18 protein-coding genes are annotated in these 20,529 nt (G+C 58.6%); 9 read left to right on the forward strand and 9 right to left on the reverse strand.

Annotated features, from left to right (window positions below; translation table 11 throughout):
* Positions 1–165: 165 nt before the first annotated feature.
* Complete coding sequence (dnaG, locus tag AC2A6O_RS27895; RefSeq protein ID WP_498932010.1) at positions 166–2,112, reverse strand: DNA primase; 1,947 nt, start codon at positions 2,110–2,112, stop codon at positions 166–168.
* A gap of 174 nt (positions 2,113–2,286) precedes the next feature.
* On the reverse strand, positions 2,287–2,781 hold the full coding sequence (locus AC2A6O_RS27900; protein ID WP_162530082.1) for a GatB/YqeY domain-containing protein: 495 nt from the start codon (positions 2,779–2,781) through the stop codon (positions 2,287–2,289).
* Between the two features lie 245 nt (positions 2,782–3,026).
* On the opposite strand from AC2A6O_RS27900, the gene carA reads away from it, so the two are divergent.
* Positions 3,027–4,211, forward strand: coding sequence for a glutamine-hydrolyzing carbamoyl-phosphate synthase small subunit (carA, locus tag AC2A6O_RS27905; protein WP_498932011.1), 1,185 nt, complete (start codon positions 3,027–3,029; stop codon positions 4,209–4,211).
* A gap of 163 nt (positions 4,212–4,374) precedes the next feature.
* Here the strand turns inward: carA and AC2A6O_RS27910 are convergent, their stop codons facing one another.
* A complete protein-coding gene (locus tag AC2A6O_RS27910; RefSeq protein WP_148585894.1) occupies positions 4,375–4,812 on the reverse strand; it encodes a MerR family transcriptional regulator in 438 nt (145 codons plus the stop codon).
* Positions 4,813–5,681: 869 nt separating this feature from the next.
* On the opposite strand from AC2A6O_RS27910, the gene AC2A6O_RS27915 reads away from it, so the two are divergent.
* The 4 genes from AC2A6O_RS27915 to AC2A6O_RS27930 all read left to right on the forward strand — a co-directional run bounded on the left by AC2A6O_RS27915 (position 5,682) and on the right by AC2A6O_RS27930 (position 10,790).
* Positions 5,682–5,960 (forward strand): helix-turn-helix domain-containing protein, encoded by a 279-nt coding sequence (locus tag AC2A6O_RS27915; protein ID WP_498932012.1) that lies wholly within the window; start codon positions 5,682–5,684, stop codon positions 5,958–5,960.
* Positions 5,961–6,131: 171 nt separating this feature from the next.
* Positions 6,132–9,494, forward strand: a complete 3,363-nt coding sequence (carB, locus tag AC2A6O_RS27920) for a carbamoyl-phosphate synthase large subunit (protein ID WP_498932013.1) — start codon at positions 6,132–6,134, stop codon at positions 9,492–9,494.
* Between the two features lie 114 nt (positions 9,495–9,608).
* Complete coding sequence (gene greA / locus AC2A6O_RS27925) at positions 9,609–10,082, forward strand: transcription elongation factor GreA (RefSeq protein ID WP_148585891.1); 474 nt, start codon at positions 9,609–9,611, stop codon at positions 10,080–10,082.
* A gap of 240 nt (positions 10,083–10,322) precedes the next feature.
* Positions 10,323–10,790 (forward strand): hypothetical protein, encoded by a 468-nt coding sequence (locus AC2A6O_RS27930; RefSeq protein ID WP_498932014.1) that lies wholly within the window; start codon positions 10,323–10,325, stop codon positions 10,788–10,790.
* A gap of 37 nt (positions 10,791–10,827) precedes the next feature.
* On the opposite strand, the gene AC2A6O_RS27935 is transcribed toward AC2A6O_RS27930, so the two are convergent.
* Both AC2A6O_RS27935 and AC2A6O_RS27940 read right to left on the reverse strand, forming a co-directional pair.
* Positions 10,828–11,178, reverse strand: coding sequence for a VOC family protein (locus AC2A6O_RS27935; RefSeq protein ID WP_498932015.1), 351 nt, complete (start codon positions 11,176–11,178; stop codon positions 10,828–10,830).
* Between the two features lie 32 nt (positions 11,179–11,210).
* Positions 11,211–11,678, reverse strand: a complete 468-nt coding sequence (locus AC2A6O_RS27940) for an Lrp/AsnC family transcriptional regulator (protein ID WP_148585888.1) — start codon at positions 11,676–11,678, stop codon at positions 11,211–11,213.
* A gap of 201 nt (positions 11,679–11,879) precedes the next feature.
* On the opposite strand from AC2A6O_RS27940, the gene AC2A6O_RS27945 reads away from it, so the two are divergent.
* Genes AC2A6O_RS27945 through AC2A6O_RS27955 form a run of 3 tightly spaced genes read left to right on the forward strand, consistent with a single transcriptional unit; the run spans position 11,880 to position 14,829 of the window.
* Positions 11,880–12,911: a mitochondrial fission ELM1 family protein gene (locus AC2A6O_RS27945; RefSeq protein WP_498932016.1), complete on the forward strand. Its 1,032-nt coding sequence runs from the start codon at positions 11,880–11,882 to the stop codon at positions 12,909–12,911.
* A 21-nt stretch (positions 12,912–12,932) separates the two neighbouring features.
* Positions 12,933–13,901, forward strand: a complete 969-nt coding sequence (trxB, locus tag AC2A6O_RS27950; RefSeq protein WP_148585886.1) for a thioredoxin-disulfide reductase — start codon at positions 12,933–12,935, stop codon at positions 13,899–13,901.
* A 31-nt stretch (positions 13,902–13,932) separates the two neighbouring features.
* Positions 13,933–14,829: a LysR family transcriptional regulator gene (locus AC2A6O_RS27955; protein WP_148585885.1), complete on the forward strand. Its 897-nt coding sequence runs from the start codon at positions 13,933–13,935 to the stop codon at positions 14,827–14,829.
* A gap of 703 nt (positions 14,830–15,532) precedes the next feature.
* Here AC2A6O_RS27955 and msrP read toward each other — a convergent pair.
* Positions 15,533–16,495, reverse strand: a complete 963-nt coding sequence (msrP, locus tag AC2A6O_RS27960; protein WP_498932017.1) for a protein-methionine-sulfoxide reductase catalytic subunit MsrP — start codon at positions 16,493–16,495, stop codon at positions 15,533–15,535.
* A gap of 169 nt (positions 16,496–16,664) precedes the next feature.
* On the reverse strand, positions 16,665–18,722 hold the full coding sequence (locus AC2A6O_RS27965) for an elongation factor G (RefSeq protein ID WP_498932034.1): 2,058 nt from the start codon (positions 18,720–18,722) through the stop codon (positions 16,665–16,667).
* A 477-nt stretch (positions 18,723–19,199) separates the two neighbouring features.
* Here AC2A6O_RS27965 and AC2A6O_RS27970 point away from each other — a divergent pair, with 477 nt between their 5' ends.
* Positions 19,200–19,493, forward strand: coding sequence for a hypothetical protein (locus AC2A6O_RS27970; RefSeq protein WP_148585882.1), 294 nt, complete (start codon positions 19,200–19,202; stop codon positions 19,491–19,493).
* A gap of 35 nt (positions 19,494–19,528) precedes the next feature.
* Here AC2A6O_RS27970 and AC2A6O_RS27975 read toward each other — a convergent pair whose 3' ends face one another.
* Together AC2A6O_RS27975 and AC2A6O_RS27980 are read right to left on the reverse strand one after the other, a co-directional pair.
* Positions 19,529–20,008, reverse strand: coding sequence for a DUF992 domain-containing protein (locus AC2A6O_RS27975; protein WP_498932018.1), 480 nt, complete (start codon positions 20,006–20,008; stop codon positions 19,529–19,531).
* Between the two features lie 107 nt (positions 20,009–20,115).
* On the reverse strand, positions 20,116–20,346 hold the full coding sequence (locus tag AC2A6O_RS27980) for a hypothetical protein (RefSeq protein ID WP_498932019.1): 231 nt from the start codon (positions 20,344–20,346) through the stop codon (positions 20,116–20,118).
* Positions 20,347–20,529 lie beyond the last annotated feature (183 nt).

Consider the following 20,529-nt stretch of genomic DNA (forward strand, 5'->3'; position numbering starts at 1 on the left):
GTCAATCGGAAAATGCCATTTTTGTGCCTCTGCGAACACCAAAAAGAGTTATTCCAGACCCAACTCAGGCCAGACTCGGAAAAGCGGATAACCGCCTGGAAAGCTCCCTTTCCGGCGAGTTGAGGCGGAAATGCCACCACATCAGTCACCGCCAACCGCTGCGTCTCAATGCGCTGCCACCGCGACCGGAGGCGCCGTGCGAATTTTTTTCGCGCGTTCGGCAAGATCGGCTTCATCGCGCGCACATTCTTCCCGCCGCCGGCTCAGATCCTGTGTCAGCGCCTGAATGCGCATCCAGGAATGTTCATCAAGCTGCTCGTCCGCGGTTGCCAGTTCCGACGACAATTCGTCTTCCAGAGCATTGAGTTCCAGAACATCGAGAAAATGCAGATAGGCCGCTTCGATGAAATCCTCCGGCGGATTGGATTTCAAGAGCGGGAAGCGGTGTATCAAGGCGGAAAACTCAGCCCCTCGCTGCTGCTGCATCCCGATGGTTTCCAGCATCATCTCGCCCATGATGTCCCGAAGCGGCTCCTCGAAGCCGCTGGTCAGTTTGGCAATGGGCGTCGCTTCCAGATCGTCGACGATCCTGCACAGGATGTCCCGGAGCTCCCTGTGCAGGTCATTGGCGAAAGGCAATCTGGAAAACCGTTCGAAGTTCCGGTCCAGCAGATGCGGAAAGCGCATGCTCAGTCCAAGCACCACACGCTCCGTTCCGAAATCATGGCTGGCCGAAACCCGCTCGCGCGCCATGCCAAGCGGCACGGCGGCCTCGCCTGGACCGCCTGCTCGCCCCCCCTTGCCACCCTGCCGGGACTGGCGAGCCTGCTCGAAGAACAGGTTCGACAGCTTGAACTTCAAATCGAGCTGGTAACGCCTTCGCACCCGCTCGTCGCGAATGGTGCCGATCAGATCGTCGAACCGTTTTTCAAGAGCCGCCTTGCGTTCAGGCGTATCCAGCCGGGAAACGGAGATCTCCCGATCCCAGACCACCTCGAACAGCGATTGCGCCCGTGCCACCTCTTCATGAAAGCCGGAAACTCCGCGCTGCTTGACCAGGTCATCGGGGTCCATGCCATCGGGCAGGAAGCAGAACTGGAAGGAATAGCCACTCTTGAGCACCGGGAAAATCCGGTCGATCGCCCGGTGCGCCGCCGAAACACCCGCCGCGTCACCGTCGAAGCAGATCACCGGCTCGGGCGCGAATTTCCACAGCCGCACCACCTGGTCTTCGGTGAAGGCCGTTCCCAGAGAAGCGACCACATGGTGGATGCCTGCCTGCCAGAGGGCAATGGCATCAAGATAACCTTCCACCACCACGGCCTCACCGCTCTTGAAGGCGGGCTCGCGTGCACGGTGCGCGTTGAAAAGCATGACGCCCTTGTGAAACAGCGGTGTTTCCGGCGAGTTCAGGTATTTCGGTTGGCCCTCGGGAGACAGCGTCCGCCCACCAAAGGCGACAACCCGGCCGCGGTCGTCCTGGATCGGGATCATCAACCGGCCACGAAAGCGGTCGTAGGAGGGCCGCCCATCCTCCGGCTTGATGATCAATCCAGCCTCGATCATGTCAGCTTCGGGGATCTCGCGCGCGGCAAGATATCCCTTCAGCGCGTCCCGGCTTTCAGGGGCGAACCCGAACCGGAACTCACGCAAGGTTTCCTGGGTCAGGCCGCGTTTCTGTGTGTAGGCGCGGGCGGTATCACCGCGCGGGCCGGCAAATTCGTTCTGAAAAAACTGCGCCGCCATTTCGCAGATGTCGGCAAGCCCTGCCCGCTTCTTTTCGCGCCGCGCCGCCTGAGGATCGGGCGCGGGCAGCCCCACGCCCGCCTGCTCGGCCAGGCGCTCGACAGCCTCGGGAAAGCTCAGCCCCTCGGTTTCGCACAGGAAGGTGAAATGATCGCCGGACGCCCCACAGCCGAAACACTTGTAGCGGTTGCGCCGGTCATCAACGTGAAAGCTGGGGCTCTTTTCCTGATGGAAGGGGCAGCAGGCCCAATAATCGCCCTTGCCGGGCTGCGTCTTGCGCCTGTCCCAGGTCACACGCCGACCCACGACCTCCGATAACGTCAGCCGGGCACGGATTTCATCGAGGAGACGCGGTTCAAAACGCATGGAACAGTGTTGACGCCCAGGTTCACGGAATACGGCTTTCTGCCACCGGCACACTCAGGCGCCGACGGTCAGTCCGCCAAAATAGAATGTCTTTGAGGCTGTTTCCAGTGGCACCGGACCACCTGCCCGGTTTCTGGAAATATTGTGCATAAGCTTACCGGCCGTGGTGTCGGGTCAGTCCTGCTTTCCGGTGCCGTTACTGCCCTGCTCGCCGCCATCGGCCCGCAGCATGTCCTTGACCAGGCAGGACGCCTGCACGAAGTCCATTTTGCCCGGATATCGGCTCTTCAGTTCGTTCATGCAGCGGCCGATATCGCGCAGACCATGTGCGTCGATCTCCCTGACCGTCTCCTCGCAGATCTTCTGCATTTCGTCGTCGCTGAGCTGAACAGGCAGAAATTCGCGAATGATTTCACGCTCTTCACGCTCCTGCTCGGCCAGATCAAGCTGCCCGCCGCTTTCGAACTCTTCCGCTGAAGTTTCTCGCTGACGGATCATTTTCTGAAGGATCTCAATCACTTCAGCTTCGTTGACGCCGTCCTTGCCGTTTTCACGCGCAGCAGCCTCACGATCCTTCACGGCGGTCTGCACAAGACGCAATGTGGCGGACCGGCGCTTGTCGCCAGTATCCTGCGCCGCTTTCAGGGCAGCATTGATTCTTTCGCGCATGATGTCGCGCATGGTTCACCCTACCCCTGTCGCGCTGAGGCACGGCGCTCAGGGGCGCCATTCCATTTTCTCAGCCAAGCCATTGAATTTTAAAGATCTTTTTTCAGAGGATCAATATTGACGATCCAAGCCGCTTCCCATAGAGTCCCGCGCTTAATGCAGGCAGCCATTTGCGAGCTTTCCAGCCCGCCTCAGACGCCCTTCCTGCAGCGCATGATGTCACCAACAAGATCTGGAAACAAGACATGACGACTGCAGACGCATGGTCCGAGACCCCGGCGACCGCCCTGCTTGTGCTCTCCGACGGCAGTGTAATCGAAGGACAGGGCCTCGGCGCAACCGGCCAAGCCGTTGGTGAAATTTGCTTTAATACGGCAATGACGGGCTATCAGGAGATCCTGACCGACCCGTCCTATTCCGGTCAGATCATCACCTTCACATTTCCGCATATCGGCAATGTCGGCACGAATGATGAAGACATCGAGACGGTCAACATGGCCGCGGACAGCGGCATCCGCGGTGTCGTGCTGGCAGCCTCCGTCACCGATCCGGCCAACTACCGGGCAGCGAAACACCTCGACGCCTGGCTGAAGAGCCGTAACCTGATCGGCATCAGCGGCATCGATACCCGTGCCCTGACTGCGCTGATCCGCGAAAAAGGCGTCCCCAACGGCGTGATCGCGCATTCGCCGGACGGCACATTCGATGTGGATGCGCTGAAAACAGCCGCAGCAAACTGGTCCGGCCTTGTGGGCATGGACCTTGCCAAGGACGCCTCAACCTCCCAGTCGCACCAGTGGCACCAGACAACCTGGAAATGGAACGAAGGCTTCGGAGAGGCACAGGGCGGCAAGTTCAAGGTCGTCGCCATCGACTACGGCATCAAGCGCAACATCCTGCGCCTGCTGACCGATGCAGGCTGTGACGTCACCGTTCTTCCGGCGACCGCAACGGCCGAAGACGTTCTGGCGCATACCCCTGATGGCGTATTCCTGTCCAACGGACCGGGAGACCCTGCCGCCACCGGTGACTATGCCGTCCCGATGATCCGGAAGATCGTTGACTCAGGCGTTCCCACGTTCGGGATCTGCCTCGGTCACCAGATGCTTGCGCTGGCGCTAGGCGGCAAGACCCTCAAGATGCATCAGGGACACCACGGCGCCAATCATCCGGTGTTCGACCACACCACCGGCAAGGTCGAGATCACCTCGATGAACCACGGTTTTGCGGTCGATGCGGAAAGTCTGCCGGACAATGTCCAGCAGACGCATGTTTCCCTGTTCGACGGCTCCAACTGCGGTCTCGCCATGAAGGACAAGCCTGTCTTTTCCGTCCAGTACCACCCGGAAGCATCACCCGGTCCCCGCGACAGTCATTACCTGTTCAAGCGGTTCACCGATCTGATGGAAAGTGCAAAGTCGGCAGCCTGAGTTCATGAGGGTCCGGGAGCCGGCGGATAGCGCCGCTCTCCCCTGCGCTGCAGGTTGATGCTGACAGCGGTCAAACCGTTCCGGAAACGAATGCTCGGTCAAACAAAAACCCCCGGCTCGCACTGCGCGCCGGGGGTTTTTGTTGGCATGATGCCCGAATGCGTTATTTGACCAATTCGTCAAACGCCGTCAGGATCTCGCCGACTTCCGCAATCTGCTCGTCAAGCATCTGCTTCTGCTCGGCAAGGATGTCTTGCTGCGCCAGGCAGATTTCCTGAAGTTCCTTGAACTGGTCTTCCCGCTTGTCGTTGCCTTCCACCAGCTTGATGACGCGACGGATCTCGGCAAGCGTCAGGCCGATCTTCTTGGCCTGCAGGATTACCCGCATCCGCGAAACATCACGCGGACCGTAGAAACGGCGCGCACCCTTGCGAACTGGATTGAGAAGGCCTTTTTCTTCGTAAAATCGAAGAGTTCGGAGGGTGACGTCGAACCGTTCGGACATTTCCGAGATCGCAAGATTGCGATCGTCCAGCATCACTTCTTCTCCTGGCCCGGCAATATCCGGCACCACGACCATTTTGGTTGCTACATTGTTCATTCTATTAAGCCCGATCTTGTCTTTCTTGTTCCAGGTCTGGCCGGGTCTTGCTGCACTCCTGAATCGCTGGTCCCACCACCAACTCATCAGGTCCCACTAGCACCGCAAGTGCAGCCTCTGTCGCTTTGAGCGCAACGCTCTCCGCTTCAGAAGCTCCCAACGCCAAACTCATAGGAGACTAAGCAATAGTTTAATACACCGGATTGACAGTTAAAATCTAGGTCAAAAATAGGTATATTGGCGCGTTTTTATGAAAGTTTCAGTTACGCGAAAACCAAAACTAGAAAATAACCAGAAAGGACACGCATCCATGATTGTCTATTCATTGAGAAATAGGCAAAAAGCATACAAATATTAATTATCGATAATCTAAATATGACAAGCTATCTTTTCTTGAATATAAGAATCCACTATAAATTTTCTTTACCTCACGGCAGAGAGCAGTGAAAAAATACTTACCTCCCTTATTCCTAATCCTGCTGTTTATTACGAATGGTGAAAATAACCTAGATACTATGTAGACAAAATATCTCCCAAACCGCCCTTTCCAGGGCGCAAATCGACAGAACTTGCAGAACAATACCCGCAATACGCGAGTATCAATTCACATTCGAACCCTAAAAAAACACAAGGATTTTCAAGACATTTAGGGTTAAATCGCCAATCCACCATGAGGAAAAAATGTGTATCAATTTTTTGTCCACACGGTCAATTTAATGCCACCAATCCTCCGTAAAGGCAGATGCAAAAGAGCACATTGTGCACTTCTCGATTGACAATCGATGAGCAAGGTTATTTCTGTCACAGATGCCGGACGGGCACTCAGGCACACAGCTGCCCGCAACCAAGGTATTCTGGAATAAGACGAAATGGCCGATTCAAAATCAAAAGACAGCGTGACTGGCATGACGCCTCAGCAGTTCCGCCACTGGCGCCGGGCACTCGGGCTCAAGCAGAAAGATGCTGCGGATCGTCTCGGCCTGAAGAAGCGCATGATACAATATTACGAAAAGGGGAATCGCGACGGTCGGCCCGTCGAAATTCCAAAGTCCATACGCCTTGCCTGCTATGCATTGTCGGAAGGGATCGCCGACTTCGACGGCCAAACAACGATCGCTTTGCCCACCGAAACCGCCAAGCCGGAATAAAGTCGTGATTTTAGCCCGCAAAAGGTCGACTTTCACGTCCTGACGGGGTTTCCTCCTGCGCACCTTTTCCCTATAAGACGCGCTCAGCCAACATAGTCATACCCTCATGTCCGAGCCAGACCGAATAGCGGCCCCGCTATCCGGAAAGGCCGCTGCGAGCTGCGAGCCGAGATGCCAAAACGCACAGATATCTCTTCCATCCTGATTATTGGTGCTGGTCCGATTGTCATCGGTCAGGCCTGTGAATTCGACTATTCGGGCACTCAGGCCTGCAAGGCGCTGCGCGAGGAAGGCTATCGTATCATCCTGGTCAACTCGAACCCGGCGACGATCATGACCGATCCGGACCTGGCCGACGCTACCTACATCGAACCGATCACGCCGGAGCTGGTTGCCAAGATCATCGAGAAGGAACGCCCCGACGCGCTCCTGCCGACGATGGGGGGCCAGACCGCGCTGAACTGCGCGCTCGACCTGGAGCAGATGGGCATTCTGGAAAAATACGGCGTCGAAATGATCGGCGCCCGCGCCGATGTCATCGAAAAGGCCGAGGACCGCGAAAAATTCCGGGCAGCGATGGACGTCATCGGTCTGGAAAACCCCCGCGCTGCCATTGCCTCCTCCCCGGCGATCCACGACGAAAACGGCCGGATCGTCGGCTATGACCGCAACGCCGGTTATCTTGAAGCCATGCGTGCCATCGACGAGATCGGCCTGCCGGCAATCATTCGGCCCGCCTTTACCCTTGGCGGCACCGGCGGCGGTGTGGCCTACAACAGGGAAGAATATGAAACCATCGTCCGCTCCGGCATCGATGCCTCGCCGGTCGGTCAGGTTCTGATCGACGAGAGCCTGCTCGGCTGGAAGGAATACGAGATGGAAGTCGTTCGCGACAAGGCGGACAACTGCATCATCATCTGCTCCATCGAGAACGTCGATCCGATGGGCGTGCACACAGGCGATTCCATCACCGTCGCGCCGGCCCTGACGCTGACCGACAAGGAATACCAGATGATGCGCGACGCCTCGATTGCGGTGCTGCGCGAGATCGGCGTGGAAACCGGCGGATCGAACGTGCAGTTCGCGGTCAATCCGGACAATGGCCGTCTGGTCGTGATTGAAATGAACCCGCGCGTGTCGCGCTCCTCTGCCCTGGCTTCCAAGGCAACCGGTTTCCCGATTGCCAAGATCGCGGCCAAGCTTGCCGTCGGCTACACGCTGGACGAACTGGAGAACGACATCACCGGCGGCGCGACCCCGGCTTCCTTCGAACCGACCATTGATTATGTCGTCACCAAGATCCCGCGGTTCGCCTTCGAGAAATTCCCGGGATCCGAATCGACCCTCACCACCGCCATGAAGTCGGTCGGCGAAGTGATGGCCATTGGCCGCACCTTCAACGAAAGCCTGCAGAAGGCCTTGCGCGGACTGGAAACGGGTCTGAACGGTCTCGACGAAACCGAAATCCCCGGCCTCGATCAGGGCGACGACCGCAACGCCCTGCGCGCTGCCGTCTCGACGCCGACACCGAGCCGGCTGCTCAACGTCGCCCAGGCCATGCGCCTTGGCATGTCTGCCGAAGAAATCTACGAGGCCAGCGGCATCAATCCCTGGTTCCTGGAGCAGATCGAGGCGATTCTCGACGTCGAAGCGAAAGTCCGCAAGATCGGCCTCCCGAAGGATGGGGAGAACCTGCGCAAACTGAAAGCCATGGGCTTTTCCGATGCGCGCCTTGCAAGCCTTGCCGATCTCGACGCGTCGGATGTCGCCAAGCTCCGCAAGGAACTGGACGTACACCCGGTCTACAAGCGTATCGACACCTGTGCTGCCGAATTTGCCTCACCGACCGCCTACATGTACTCCACGTACGAGGCTCCCTTCATGGGCAAGCCTGCCTGCGAGGCCAACCCGAGCGATCGCAAGAAAGTGGTCATCCTGGGGGGCGGTCCGAACCGGATCGGCCAGGGCATCGAGTTCGACTATTGCTGCTGTCACGCCGCCTTCGCTCTGGAAGACGCCGGCTACGAAACCATCATGGTCAACTGTAACCCGGAAACCGTCTCGACCGACTACGACACGTCCGACCGTCTCTATTTCGAGCCGCTGACCCCTGAGGACGTCCTGGAAATCATGCGCAAGGAGCAGGAGAACGGCACGCTGCACGGCGTCATCGTTCAGTTTGGCGGCCAGACCCCGCTGAAGCTGGCCCAGGCGCTGGTCAAGGCCGGCGTGCCGATCCTCGGCACGTCTCCCGACATGATCGATCTTGCAGAAGACCGCGACCGGTTCCAGAAGCTCCTGATCAAACTCGACCTGAAGCAGCCGGAAAACGGCATTGCCTACTCCGTCGAACAGGGCCGCCTGATCGCCGGCCAGCTCGGCCTGCCTCTGGTCGTGCGCCCGTCCTACGTTCTGGGCGGCCGCGCCATGCAGATCATCCGCGACGAGGAAGCCCTCAACTCCTACCTGCTCGGCACGCTGCCGGAGCTGGTACCGGCCGAGGTACGGGCCAAGTACCCGAACGACAAGACCGGCCAAATCAACACCGTTCTGGGCACCAACCCGCTGCTGTTCGACCGCTATCTCGACGGCGCCATCGAAGTGGATGTCGATGCCCTTTGCGATGGCAAGGACGTGTTCGTCTGCGGCATCATGGAGCACATCGAGGAAGCCGGCATCCATTCCGGCGACAGCGCATGCTCCCTGCCGCCCTTCTCGCTCGGCGAAGACATGCTGGAAGAACTCAAGCGGCAGACCAAGGCACTCGCCCTGGGTCTGGAAGTCGGCGGGCTGATGAACGTGCAATACGCCATCAAGAAGGGCGAGATTTTCGTTCTGGAAGTCAACCCGCGCGCCTCGCGTACCGTGCCCTTCGTCGCCAAGACAATCGGCGTGCCGGTTGCGAAGATCGCCAGCCGGATCATGGCGGGCGAAAGCCTTGCATCCTTCGGACTGTCGGAAAAGAAACTCGACCATATCGCGGTCAAGGAAGCCGTCTTCCCGTTTGCCCGCTTCCCCGGCGTCGACACCATCCTCGGCCCGGAAATGCGCTCGACCGGCGAAGTCATGGGCCTGGACACCGCTTTCGGCAAGGCCTTCGCCAAGGCCCAGATCGGCTCCGGCACCGGCGTTCCGGACAAGGGCACCGTATTCGTTTCCATGCGCGACGAAGACAAGGCCGGCGTGATTGACGCGGTCCGCAGCCTGGAAGCCGGCGGCTTCACCATCATCGCCACCGGCGGCACCCAGACGTTCCTGGCGGAAAAGGGGATTGCGGTGAAGAAGATCAACAAGGTCCTTGAAGGCCGGCCGCACATCGTCGATGCTATCAAGAACGGTGAGGTTCAGCTCGTCTTCAACACGACCGAAGGTGCGCAGGCTATCTCCGACAGCCGGTCCATGCGCCGGGCAGCTCTTCTGAACAAGGTTCCGTATTACACGACCCTTGCAGGATCTGTGGCCGCGGCCAAAGGCATCGCTGCCCATAAAGCTGGGAGCCTTGAAGTAAGACCTTTACAATCCTACTTCGGCTAAGTCTATTATACTCGTGACCGGCCGGGAAAGCGCGCCTTTCCCGGCTCGGTTTATTTTTGTCAAAGCGCGGTCCTCGAGTTAAGGGGGACCCAATAAGCTGAAGGTCTGAGACCAATGGAAAAAGTTCCGATGACCTCTGCCGGGTACAAGATGCTTCAGGATGAGCTGAAGGAACGTACGTCGGTTGAGCGCCCGCGCATCGTCGATGCGATTGCAGAAGCACGTGCACATGGCGACCTGTCGGAAAATGCGGAATACCATGCGGCTAAAGAAGCCCAGAGCCTGAACGAAGGCCGTATTTCGGAACTCGAAGACAAATTGTCCCGCGCTGAGATCATCGACGTGAGCAAGTTATCCGGCGACATCGTCAAATTTGGCGCAACCGTCACACTGATCGATGAGGACACCGAAGAAGAAAAGAAATACATGATCGTTGGCGACGTCGAATCCGACGTAAAGCACAACAAGGTCTCTATTTCTTCCCCGATCGCCCGTGCGCTGATCGGCAAGGCCATCGGCGACAGCGTCGAAGTTGCCGCCCCCGGCGGTGCCCACTCTTACGAGATCGTGGACGTACGCTTCATCTGATCCCCAGCCTTTCTGGATTTGCCTTGCGGCAAAAGACCTCCCCCGGGGGCCCGGACATTCGAGCCAGACAGGCTGAATATCCGGGCCCACAGGGCCAGGTTTTGGCTGTCGTCTGACGCTTGCGGGCAACGTATGGGCGTGCGGCAACAGCCTTTAAGTCGCAGCAAAAGCTAAGCTTTCCCTTTGACGTCCACACGAGAGCCGTTAAGCTGACAACCAGAAAGTGTCGGAGGGTTTGCAATGGTCTTTAACGCGATTGCCGTATGGCTGCTGATCGCGTCGGTTCCGTTATGGATTTACCGCTGGTTTCTGTTTTCCAGGCTCACTGCACGCGAACGCCAGATGTTCAAGCGCCTCGTCGCACAGCGCCACGAGAGCGCTTTCATGTTCGCCCTACGCATGGCCGGTTATCTGATCGTGCTCGCATTCAGTGTCTTTGTGGTTCTGTTCGGGCTCCGATATCTGAAAGACGGAGACCTGGGCATCACCACCTACTCCGACACGATTCGCAGCCGGCTCTATTCGGGCATCGGACCGGTCGACAATGCACTCGACAAGTTCCACTACGATCAGATGCTGCCCGTCGCGGCACTGACGACAATCCTGTTCCTTACAGTGTCCTTCACTTTGGCAACCGCAGCTCTCAGGGATATTTCCCTTATACGCCGACTGCTCAGGAAGGTCAGACAACTGGCGTCGACTGACTGATTGATTGAGATCCCTGCCTGTCGCTCGGCAGGAGGCGTCAGATGTGCTGCAGGATATTCACAAGCCGCCCGAAGGGGTCACGTACATAAAAGCGCCGGACACCCCAGGGTTCATCCGCGGGACCGTACTCTACGGCGAGGCCTTGTGCCCGCGCTCTTTCCAGCACCTCTTGGAGATTGTCGACTTCCACCGAAAGATCAGGGACGGGCGTCCCCGCGCCACCTTCGGCCGCAATGCTGACCTGAGCCATCGCACCGCTGTCCCCGGCAAAGGTGACGATCCAGCCGTGATCCATTGCCAGGTCCATACCCAGCAGATCTCCGTAAAAGCTTTTCGCCTTGTCGGTATCAGGCGAAGCAATATTCGCAACGATCCGTTTCACGGCCATGGCGAAGTGTGCCTCCAGCTCTCAAACCGGCGTCAGTCGATTGGAACGACCGGCTCGTCCTTGGTGCGGCGGATCGTCAGAGCCGTACGAACACTGTCGACATTGGGTGCGGCGGTCAGGTCGCGAATGATGAAATTCTGGAAGGTCTGCAGATCCGGAGAAACGCATTTCAGCAGGAAATCGACCTCACCGGAGAGCATGTAGCTTTCTCGCACCAGCGGCCAGTTCTGCACCGTCTGCTCGAAAGCAATCAGATCCGCCTCGGTCTGGCTGTGCAGTCCAACCATCGCAAAGGCCGTGACATCGTAACCGAGCTGCTTTTCGTCGAGCAGCGTCCGGTAGCCAAGAATGAGCCCGGCTTCTTCCAGCGCGCGCACCCGGCGCAGGCAGGGAGGAGCGGAAATGCCGACCCGACGGGCCAATTCCACATTGGTCATCCGTCCATCATCCTGCAATTCTTTCAGGATCTGCCAATCAATGGCATCGAGCCGCGCTTTCAAACCTGTCTCCTTCGCGCTTCGCATGAGGTGTCATGCTGTGGGCATCCGGGCCTTTCGCAAGACTGTCGCCTTGCCCGACACCGGAATCCCAAGCTACCCTCTATTCGTGCTGCCGGGTTATGATTTTTTGCGCGTTTGTGCAAGACTATAACAAAATTGCGCACTATTTCGAAAGATTACGATAGGGAACTTCTCCAGAACATGCCTTTATCGCCGGAGAAAGCCCCTTCCTCCCTCTGGATCCTGACAGATGGCAAGGCAGGCGATGTCGCGCAGTGCCGTGGTGTCGCCGAAGCGCTTGGCGCCCCCTTCGAGGAGCGCCGGGTTGCGCCGCGCGCGCCCTTTTCCTGGCTCATGCCCTTTGGCCCGATCGATCCGCGTGAGCGGGCAACCCGTCCCGGCAGCCCGATCGCCCCGCCCTATCCGGATATCGCCATTGCCTCCGGCCGCCGGGCGGCCGCCTATCTGCGCCATGTCAAACGCCGCTCAGGCGGACAGACCTTTACCGTGTTCCTGAAAGACCCACGCACGGGACCGGACGCTGCGGACCTGATCTGGGTTCCCGAACACGACAAGCTTCGCGGACGCAATGTTCTGGTAACGCCAACCTCGCCGCACAGGTTCTCAGCCGCGAAACTGGCCGAGCTTCGCGGCCAGCACACTGCAGACATCGATAACCTGCCCCGGCCGCGTGTTGCGGTGCTCGTTGGCGGCGATAGCCGGCACCACAGTTTTTCCGAAGACGACCAGAACCGTCTTTTGAACGGTCTTCGTGAACTGGCACACACCACTCGTGTGCATTTCATGATCACAGCCTCCCGCCGGACGCCCGCCGGGCTGGCCTATGGTTTGGCGGGTCTGGCGAAATCGGGAGACCATCTTTACTGGACCGGTGAAGAGCCAAACCCCTATGGCCTTTATCTCGCCAAAGCCGACGCCATCATCGCAACCGCCGATTCCACAAACATGATCGGAGAGGCCACAGCCACCGGCAAACCCGTCCATGTGTTCGAACCGGGGGGTGGTCACGACAAGATCACCCGGTTTTTGGGGACTTTGCGACACCTGGGTGTCATTCACCCCTTTCCAGGTCCGCTGAAAACCACTACCTACGAGCCGATAGATGCCACGCCAGTGATCGCTCAACGCATCTTGAGCGATTTTTCGGCCTTTCGGCAAGACCAGAACAACGCCCTGACGGGCCAGCCCGGTCAAACCAACGACGGGGCATGAAGACAGGATAGAGGTGCGCCCATGAGCACGGAACACAGCAAACTTCTGATCATTGGCTCCGGCCCGGCCGGCTATACAGCGGCGATATACGCTGCGCGCGCCATGATGGAGCCCACGCTGGTGGCCGGAATTCAACCGGGCGGTCAGTTGACCATCACCACCGATGTCGAAAACTACCCCGGCTTCGCCGATCCCATCATGGGACCCTGGCTGATGGAACAAATGCAGAAGCAGGCGGAAAACGTCGGCACCAAGATTGTCTATGACACGATCGTGAAGGCCGATCTCTCTCAGCGCCCGTTCCGTCTGGAAGCCGACAGCGGCACGGTGTTCACCGCAGATTCTCTGGTGATCGCCACCGGTGCCCAGGCCCGCTGGCTGGGCCTGACTTCTGAACAGGATTACATGGGCGCCGGCGTTTCGGCCTGTGCGACATGCGATGGCTTCTTCTACCGCAACAAGGAAGTTGTTGTTGTCGGTGGCGGTAACACGGCCGTGGAAGAAGCGCTTTACCTCGCCAATCTGGCGTCCAAGGTGACTTTGGTTCATCGCCGCGACAGCCTGCGGGCGGAAAAGATCCTGCAGGACCGCCTGTTCCAGCATCCCAAGATCGATGTGATCTGGGATCACCAGGTGGATGAGATCCTTGGTGGCGGCGTGCCGAAAGCTGTCACAGGTGTGCGGCTGAAGAACACCGGCACCGGCGAATTCCGGGAAGTTTCCACCGATGGCGTTTTCATCGCCATTGGCCACGCACCGTCCGTGGAACTTTTTAAGGATCAACTCACCCTGAAGTCGAACGGCTACCTGGAAACGGCTCCGGATTCGACCAGGACATCCATCCCGGGCGTGTTTGCGGCCGGTGATGTGACCGATGACATTTACCGTCAGGCGGTCACCGCTGCCGGCATGGGCTGCATGGCGGCCCTTGAAGCTGAGAAGTTTCTGGCCGAACATGAAGTGACGTCGACAAAACAGGCCGCCGAATAGGCTGGTATGACTGTCCTGCGGAGGGGCACGCATGGATTGGGACAAACTGCGCATCTTTCATGCGGCCGCACAGGCAGGCAGCTTTACGCACGCGGGCGACACTCTGCATATGAGCCAGTCCGCCGTAAGCCGTCAGGTCAGCTCGCTTGAACACGATCTGGGTGTCCCTCTGTTTCACCGGCACGCCCGCGGGCTGCTACTGACCGAACAGGGGGAATTGCTCTACCGGACCGCCAACGACGTGCTGATGAAGCTGGAGGCGGTTCAGTCGAGCCTGACGGACAGCAAGGAAAAGCCCTCCGGGGCCTTGCGCGTGACCACCACGGTGGGGTTGGGCTCCACCTGGCTCACGTCGCGGATCAGAAGCTTCATCGATCTCTATCCGGACGTCGACCTGCACCTGATTTTCGACGACGACGAACTGGACCTCAACATGCGCGAAGCCGATGTCGCCATCCGCTTGCGCCAGCCCACTCAGCCAGACCTGATCCAGCGCAAGCTGTTCACCGTGCACTTCCACGTCTATGCGGCACCGGACTACCTGCAGCGCTTCGGAACGCCGGTGACCATCGAGGATCTCGACAAGCACCGTCTGATCACCTTCGGCGAGCAGGCCCCGGCCTATCTCCGCTCCATGAACTGGCTGGAAACGGCCGGACGCGCTGCCACAAGCCCGCGCAGGTCCGTCCTCAAGGCCAACAATCTCGTGGCCATAAAACGGGCCGTTCAGTCTGGCGTGGGCATAGCCATTCTGCCGGACTACATCATCGACAAATCGTCCAACCTGGTGCCGATGATGACAGACCAGGAAGATAAGGTGCCCTCTTTCGACACCTATTTTGTCTATCCTTCGGAACTGAAAAACACCGCGCGTGTTACTGCCTTCCGCGAATTTCTGCTATCAAACGCCGAAGGCTGGGTGTTCTAGGCGCTTTCGCACGCAAACCCCGGTCGTTGATTGCCACAAGGCAGTTCCAGCCGGGACTTGTGCCTGACGGGACGCCGTTTGCGCCCCCCCCTGTTCCTTGCGCTCAGTCGCAGGACGCAAGGCCGGTACACTGGCGCAACGCCGTCGTTTCGCAGTTGGGCCTCCGCTCCCCTCGTCATTCCGTTTATCTCGCACGGAGCACGATCGCTCCGCTGTACCCGCAGGTATCGCCTTCGCTCAGGTTGATTACCCGACTCACGCCCAAATAAGGCTAAAATTTAGGCACTAAAATTTTCGCATAAAGAACGAGCATATTCACGTTTTCCAGTGCCTCAATGGATTTTTTTCACCTGGAATTTAACTATTTGCGAGGCCCGCTCCGCAGGCTTCGACTAATTCAATTTGTTGAAATTAAAGAAGTTTTTGGAGAATTTTTGACCACTCGGTCAAGCTCTGCGGAAAACGCATAGCAGGTCTGCGCCCCTGCCTCTTGTTTATGCAGCTTGTGCACTGCATATAAGCATCACTGTTGGTCACACGGACATCACGTCCTCCTCCCAGTGATGTTCCGACCAGCTGTTCCCCTCTGGAAGGTGATTCCACTGTTTACAGTGAATCAAAATAAACTGCCGGGTCTTTTAGACCCGGCTCTTTTTTTGTCTACCGCTTGCTGCGCCGCAGCATGACGTGATGCCACCTCATCTCACATGAACAGGCGTTCGTTGCCCAGGTCCTTGTAGAGGCCGGCGACCTGCTCTTCATAGCCGTTATAGAGAAGCGTATTGCGGCGTTCGTCCGTTCCAAGCAATCGCTCGGAAGCCTGCGACCAGCGCGCATGTGGCACTGACGGGTTCACGTTCGCCCAGAAACCATATTCCGAAGACTGAATCTCTTCCCAGAAGCTGACAGGACGCTCGTCAGTGAAGGAGATCTTCACGATCGACTTGATCGATTTGAAACCGTACTTCCACGGAACCACCAGACGGATCGGCGCACCATATTGCTTGGCAAGCGGCTTGCCATAGATGCCGGTCGCGATGAACGCCAGTTCGTTGGTCGCCTCTTCCAGCGTCAGCCCCTCCACATACGGCCAGGGATACCAGCTCTGCTTCTGACCCTTGGCAACGGACGGATCGAGGAAGGTTTCAAACCGCAGATATTTGGCACCTGTCTGCGGTCCGGCGAGCTTGACCAGTTCGGCAAGCGCGAATCCCGACCAGGGCACGGCCATCGACCACGCCTCCACACAGCGATGGCGATAGAGCCGCTCTTCCAGCGGCATCTTGGCCAGGAGATCGTCGATACCGATCTCCTGCGGGTTGTCGATCATGCCATCCAGCACGACGGTCCAGGGACGTATCTTGAGGTCCTGCGCCGCCGGCCAGATCTGCTTGTGCGTGCCGAACTCATAGAAATTGTTGTATTTGGAAGTGAACTCTTCCGGGGTCACGTTCCGGTCGAGTGTAAAGGCGGCATTTCGCTTGACGGGATAGAGACCGGCGCTTGGGTCCTCTTCCGCAAAGGCGGGTCGCATTCCAAGTCCCGTGCCCATCAGGGCCCCGGCCCCGACAAGGCCGGCGAGGATCTGTCGACGGTTCATGAAAACCGCCTCTGGCGTCGCCTCGCACTCGGGAATCTCCCAGCTGCGTTTTTTCAATATGTTCATTGTCAGTCTCCCGTTTGTTCCGAAGGAAACCGGAATCGGCCTTCAATGGCAAATAACGCCCTGGTGACCGGACGCAACATCAATGTGATCGAATCTTTGACCGGAGCGGCACTTCGAACGCAACAGAGGGGCCAGTCGGCCCCTCTTGAAATCGCGTTCAGGTGGCTGATCACGCCGCCTGCTTGCCAGACCTTTGCAGAGCCAGATCGGCCGCCTTGCCGGACAATTCCGCCATATGGTCGAATTCGGCCGTATAGCTGGCGACACCGGCTGTCGCAGAGCGCAATTCAACGATCAGGTCACCGATTTCCGCCTCCGGCATCAACGCCTGAACCTCATCCCAGCCGACCCAGTCCGGGCGGGCGTCGAAGCCGAGCAATTGTCCGCGCCGCGCCGAGACAATCGCGTTGACCCGTGCCGTTGCATCGCTCGGACAGGCAATCACCACCTTGTGGATCGGCTCCAGCAGCACAGGCTTGCACTCTATCAAACCTTCCCGGATTGCCAGAATACCAGCCATCTTGAAGGCCTGATCGGAACTGTCGACAGAGTGATAGGACCCGTCTGTCAAACAGACGGACACATCCACCACCGGGAACCCCAGCGGCCCTTGCCTCAATGCTTCCAGCACGCCGTCACGCACCGACGGGATATATTGTTTCGGCACGACGCCTCCGGTGATCGTATCGGAAAACTGGACGCCTTCACCGCGCGGCAGCGGAGATATTTCAATCACCACGTCGCCGAACTGACCGTGCCCGCCCGACTGTTTCTTGTGACGACCACGAACCTTGGTGCCTGTGCGGATCGTTTCTTCATACGGCAAATGCGGTGTATGGACTGAGACATCCAATCCGTATTTTCCGGCAAGCCTTTCCTGGGCAACACGCAAGTGCATCTCGCCCTGCCCCGATAGCAGTGTTTGCGCCGTTGTCTGATTCTGCGAGACAACCAGCGAGCGATCTTCTTCAACCAGCTTTGCAAGCGCCGCCGACAACCGGACTTCATCCTTGCGATGATTGGCGGCAATCGCCGTTGCCAGGACGGGGAGACGTCTCTCCGGCATTTGCAGGCTTTGGATCTTTCCGCTTTCGAAACTCAAAAGGTCGCCAGTCTGCACATCATCGAGACGCCCAAGTGCGACCAGCTCCCCCTTGCCTGCGGTCGCAATCTTGTTTGTCTGCTGGCCGAAGACCGAGAACAGGCCGGAAACCCTCACTTCACTGTCTCCATTGACGAAGAGACTGTCACCATCGGAGACCACGCCCTCCAGAACACGGGCAATCGACAGCTTGCCGCCGTGCTGGGTGTGCAGCGTCTTGATGACCTGCAGCGTCGCCTTCGACTTTGCGCCGAGCACCCTGCGCGACAGCAGGTCGACACCTGGAACTTCATGGCGCAGGGCCTTGAGCAATCGGCTGACGCCGTTGCCGTGTTCTGCAGAGCCGAAGAAGACAGGGCAGATGAGGCCGTCCTGCATTTCGTTCACCAGATCGGCAAACACCTGATCGCGATTGGGTGCGATATCCTCAAGCAACGCCTCCATCAGGTCGTCATCATGGTCGGCCAGATGCTCCAGCATGGTGAAACGGGCTTCATGCTCGCGCGCAAGGTCCGCATCGGACATGTCGATCCGAGTGCTTTCCTCTTTCTCGTGATAGACATGCGCCCGTTCCAGAGCCAGATCGATGAAACCGGTTGCCAGACCGTCTTCCCAGATCGGAATTTGCCGCAGCACCAGCGGAACGGCAGAGGCCGGTTGCAGAAGGCTGAGGACATCACGCACCCGCTGTGTGCTCTTGTCGATCTTGTTCAAAAACAAAACCCGCGGAATGGCGCGGGCTTCAAGAGCTTTGAGGATCAGCTGCAAGGCCGGAACCTTGCGCTCGTCGTCCTCCGCCACAACGACCGCCAGATCAACACCGGACAGAGCTCCATCCATTTCGCTGAGGAACTCGACCGATCCCGGACAGTCGACGAACACCAGGCGGTCTCCCAGAAATTCCACATCCGCGATGTTCAGTTCCACACTCATGCCGTGGGCACGTGCCTCGGACGAAGCATCGCCCACCGTATTGCCGCCCGCGACGGTTCCTTGCCGGGCCACCTTGTCCGTTCGCGCCAGCAAGGCTTCCAGAATACTGGTCTTGCCGCTGCCGAACGGACCCACCAAGGCGATACAGCGCGGAGCGCTGCCCGCGGCAGATCCTTTTCCGTTTGAACTCATTGTCATGCTGAGCCTCCCGTTAGTTCGAGGATACCTCGTAACAACGCGGCAGGGCCGGCTGGGGAACGCGGCCTTCCGCGTCTCGCCCGGATGGGATCGAAGGCCTATAGCCCGGTACTCATCGCACCAAGCCCCAAACAGCGGCCGATCGACCAGGGGCGGTCCCCCATCGTCGCGCCGATGCCAGCGGCAACGCAAGGGAATCTTACGCGGCAGCGCAGCAATTAGCCCGTGAGAAGCTTCGCAGGGGGCTTGGAAACCAGAGACCCGACGCGTTGAGGCGCATGAACTGGTTGGTCAGAAGATGACGCCACACCCTTGGCAGTGGTAAATCTCCAAACCGGCGTTTGAAAAAGCCCGTCTTTCAGAGACACGACCGGGAATGCCTTTGCCCTGCCGGATTTGTCAAATAGTGAAATTCAAGCGCGGCGACCTATGTAGTCTGTGATGAACCGCCTCCGGGCCCAAGGAGCATGCTTGACCAAGACCCTGTTACTCTTTGCAGCCATCATGGCCGCGGCACCCGCATTTCCGGCGCAGGCGCAGTCCAACCAGCTACGCAGTCCCCCCATGGCGTCCTCGCCGCGGCTGCCCTCGGCCGGGCAGCAGCTCAACCAGAACCTCAATCGGCAACAGTCCGGCTTCTCGACCCGTCAACAGATCGACGGTGCGGTTCGCCTGAACCGCACCGAGCAGATCAACCGGCAGAATATGCAGCCGGACAAGGTGGAAACACCCTGTGCCGGTGCAAATGAAAGCTGCCGCGACTGAAGCTGGGAGATGAAGCGACGGATGGCCGCTGAGACTTAGTTGATCAGTTCCAGCGTCATCTTGCTGACACCCAGGGTCAGATTGGTTCCGGTCTGGCTTTCCAGACTGAAGGGATTGAGCGCGATGGACCGATCGAAACCACCCAGCAGCGCGTTCGCCTTGATCCCCGCACCAACGCTCGCACCGGCAGTCAGTCCGGCGTAAGTACCCGTCAGAAGGCCAGGCTTGCGGTTTGCGGACGGCGCCAGGACGCCCCAGACCAGCGTGGCCTGCTTGGTCTTGCCGATGTCGAGCCCGTAGTCACGTACGGTTCCCTTGTAGTTCTCCACCGCGCCGCCATCGACCGGTGAGAAGCTGCATCCAAGTGTTGCCGAAGAACCGACAATGAAGCTGTGCTCGCCTTCCACAAGGCAGGTCAGTTTGCCGATTTCAACCTTTGGGCTGTCTTCGGAGGCAAAGGCCGGCATCGCCGTGGCAATGGCCACGGCAGCGAGAACCGGTGTCAGAATACGCATAGAGAGAACTCCCGTTCGGCTGCGAATATCCGCTTGTAACAGACGTGCGGATTACCTCCGTGATATGGCGTGCCAAGACGTCAAAATCGCGGCAGGAAAACAACGTGTCATGTATAAATTTCGCAGGTCTCCGAAGCGCTCCCCAAAGCAGACGCCAGCATGATGCTGCTCGAAGATTTCTCCGACAGCCCCGCGATCAGGAACCGTTGACCGCCGATCAGCAGGGTCAATGTGGCGACCACCGGTAAAATGCTGTTTTGCGCAGCCCAGAAGGCCCAGACCGTACCGGCCAGCCAGCTACAGATCGCTCGCCTGCCGCCGCAGAAGAATGAAAACAATCGACGGCAGGCTCTCGAGCAGATCAACAAGAAGCTGTTTCTGTCGAGCGTTTGCCACCGTTCATCCTCTCATCAATTGGAACAGGCCAGGACGCTCATAGCATGCTCTAAACCCGGGCCACGCACGCAGAAACCCGGACCGCAACAAAAAAGGACGGCCAACAAGGCCGTCCTTTCTCAACG

The organism is Labrenzia sp. ATLA3 (assembly GCF_057180185.1).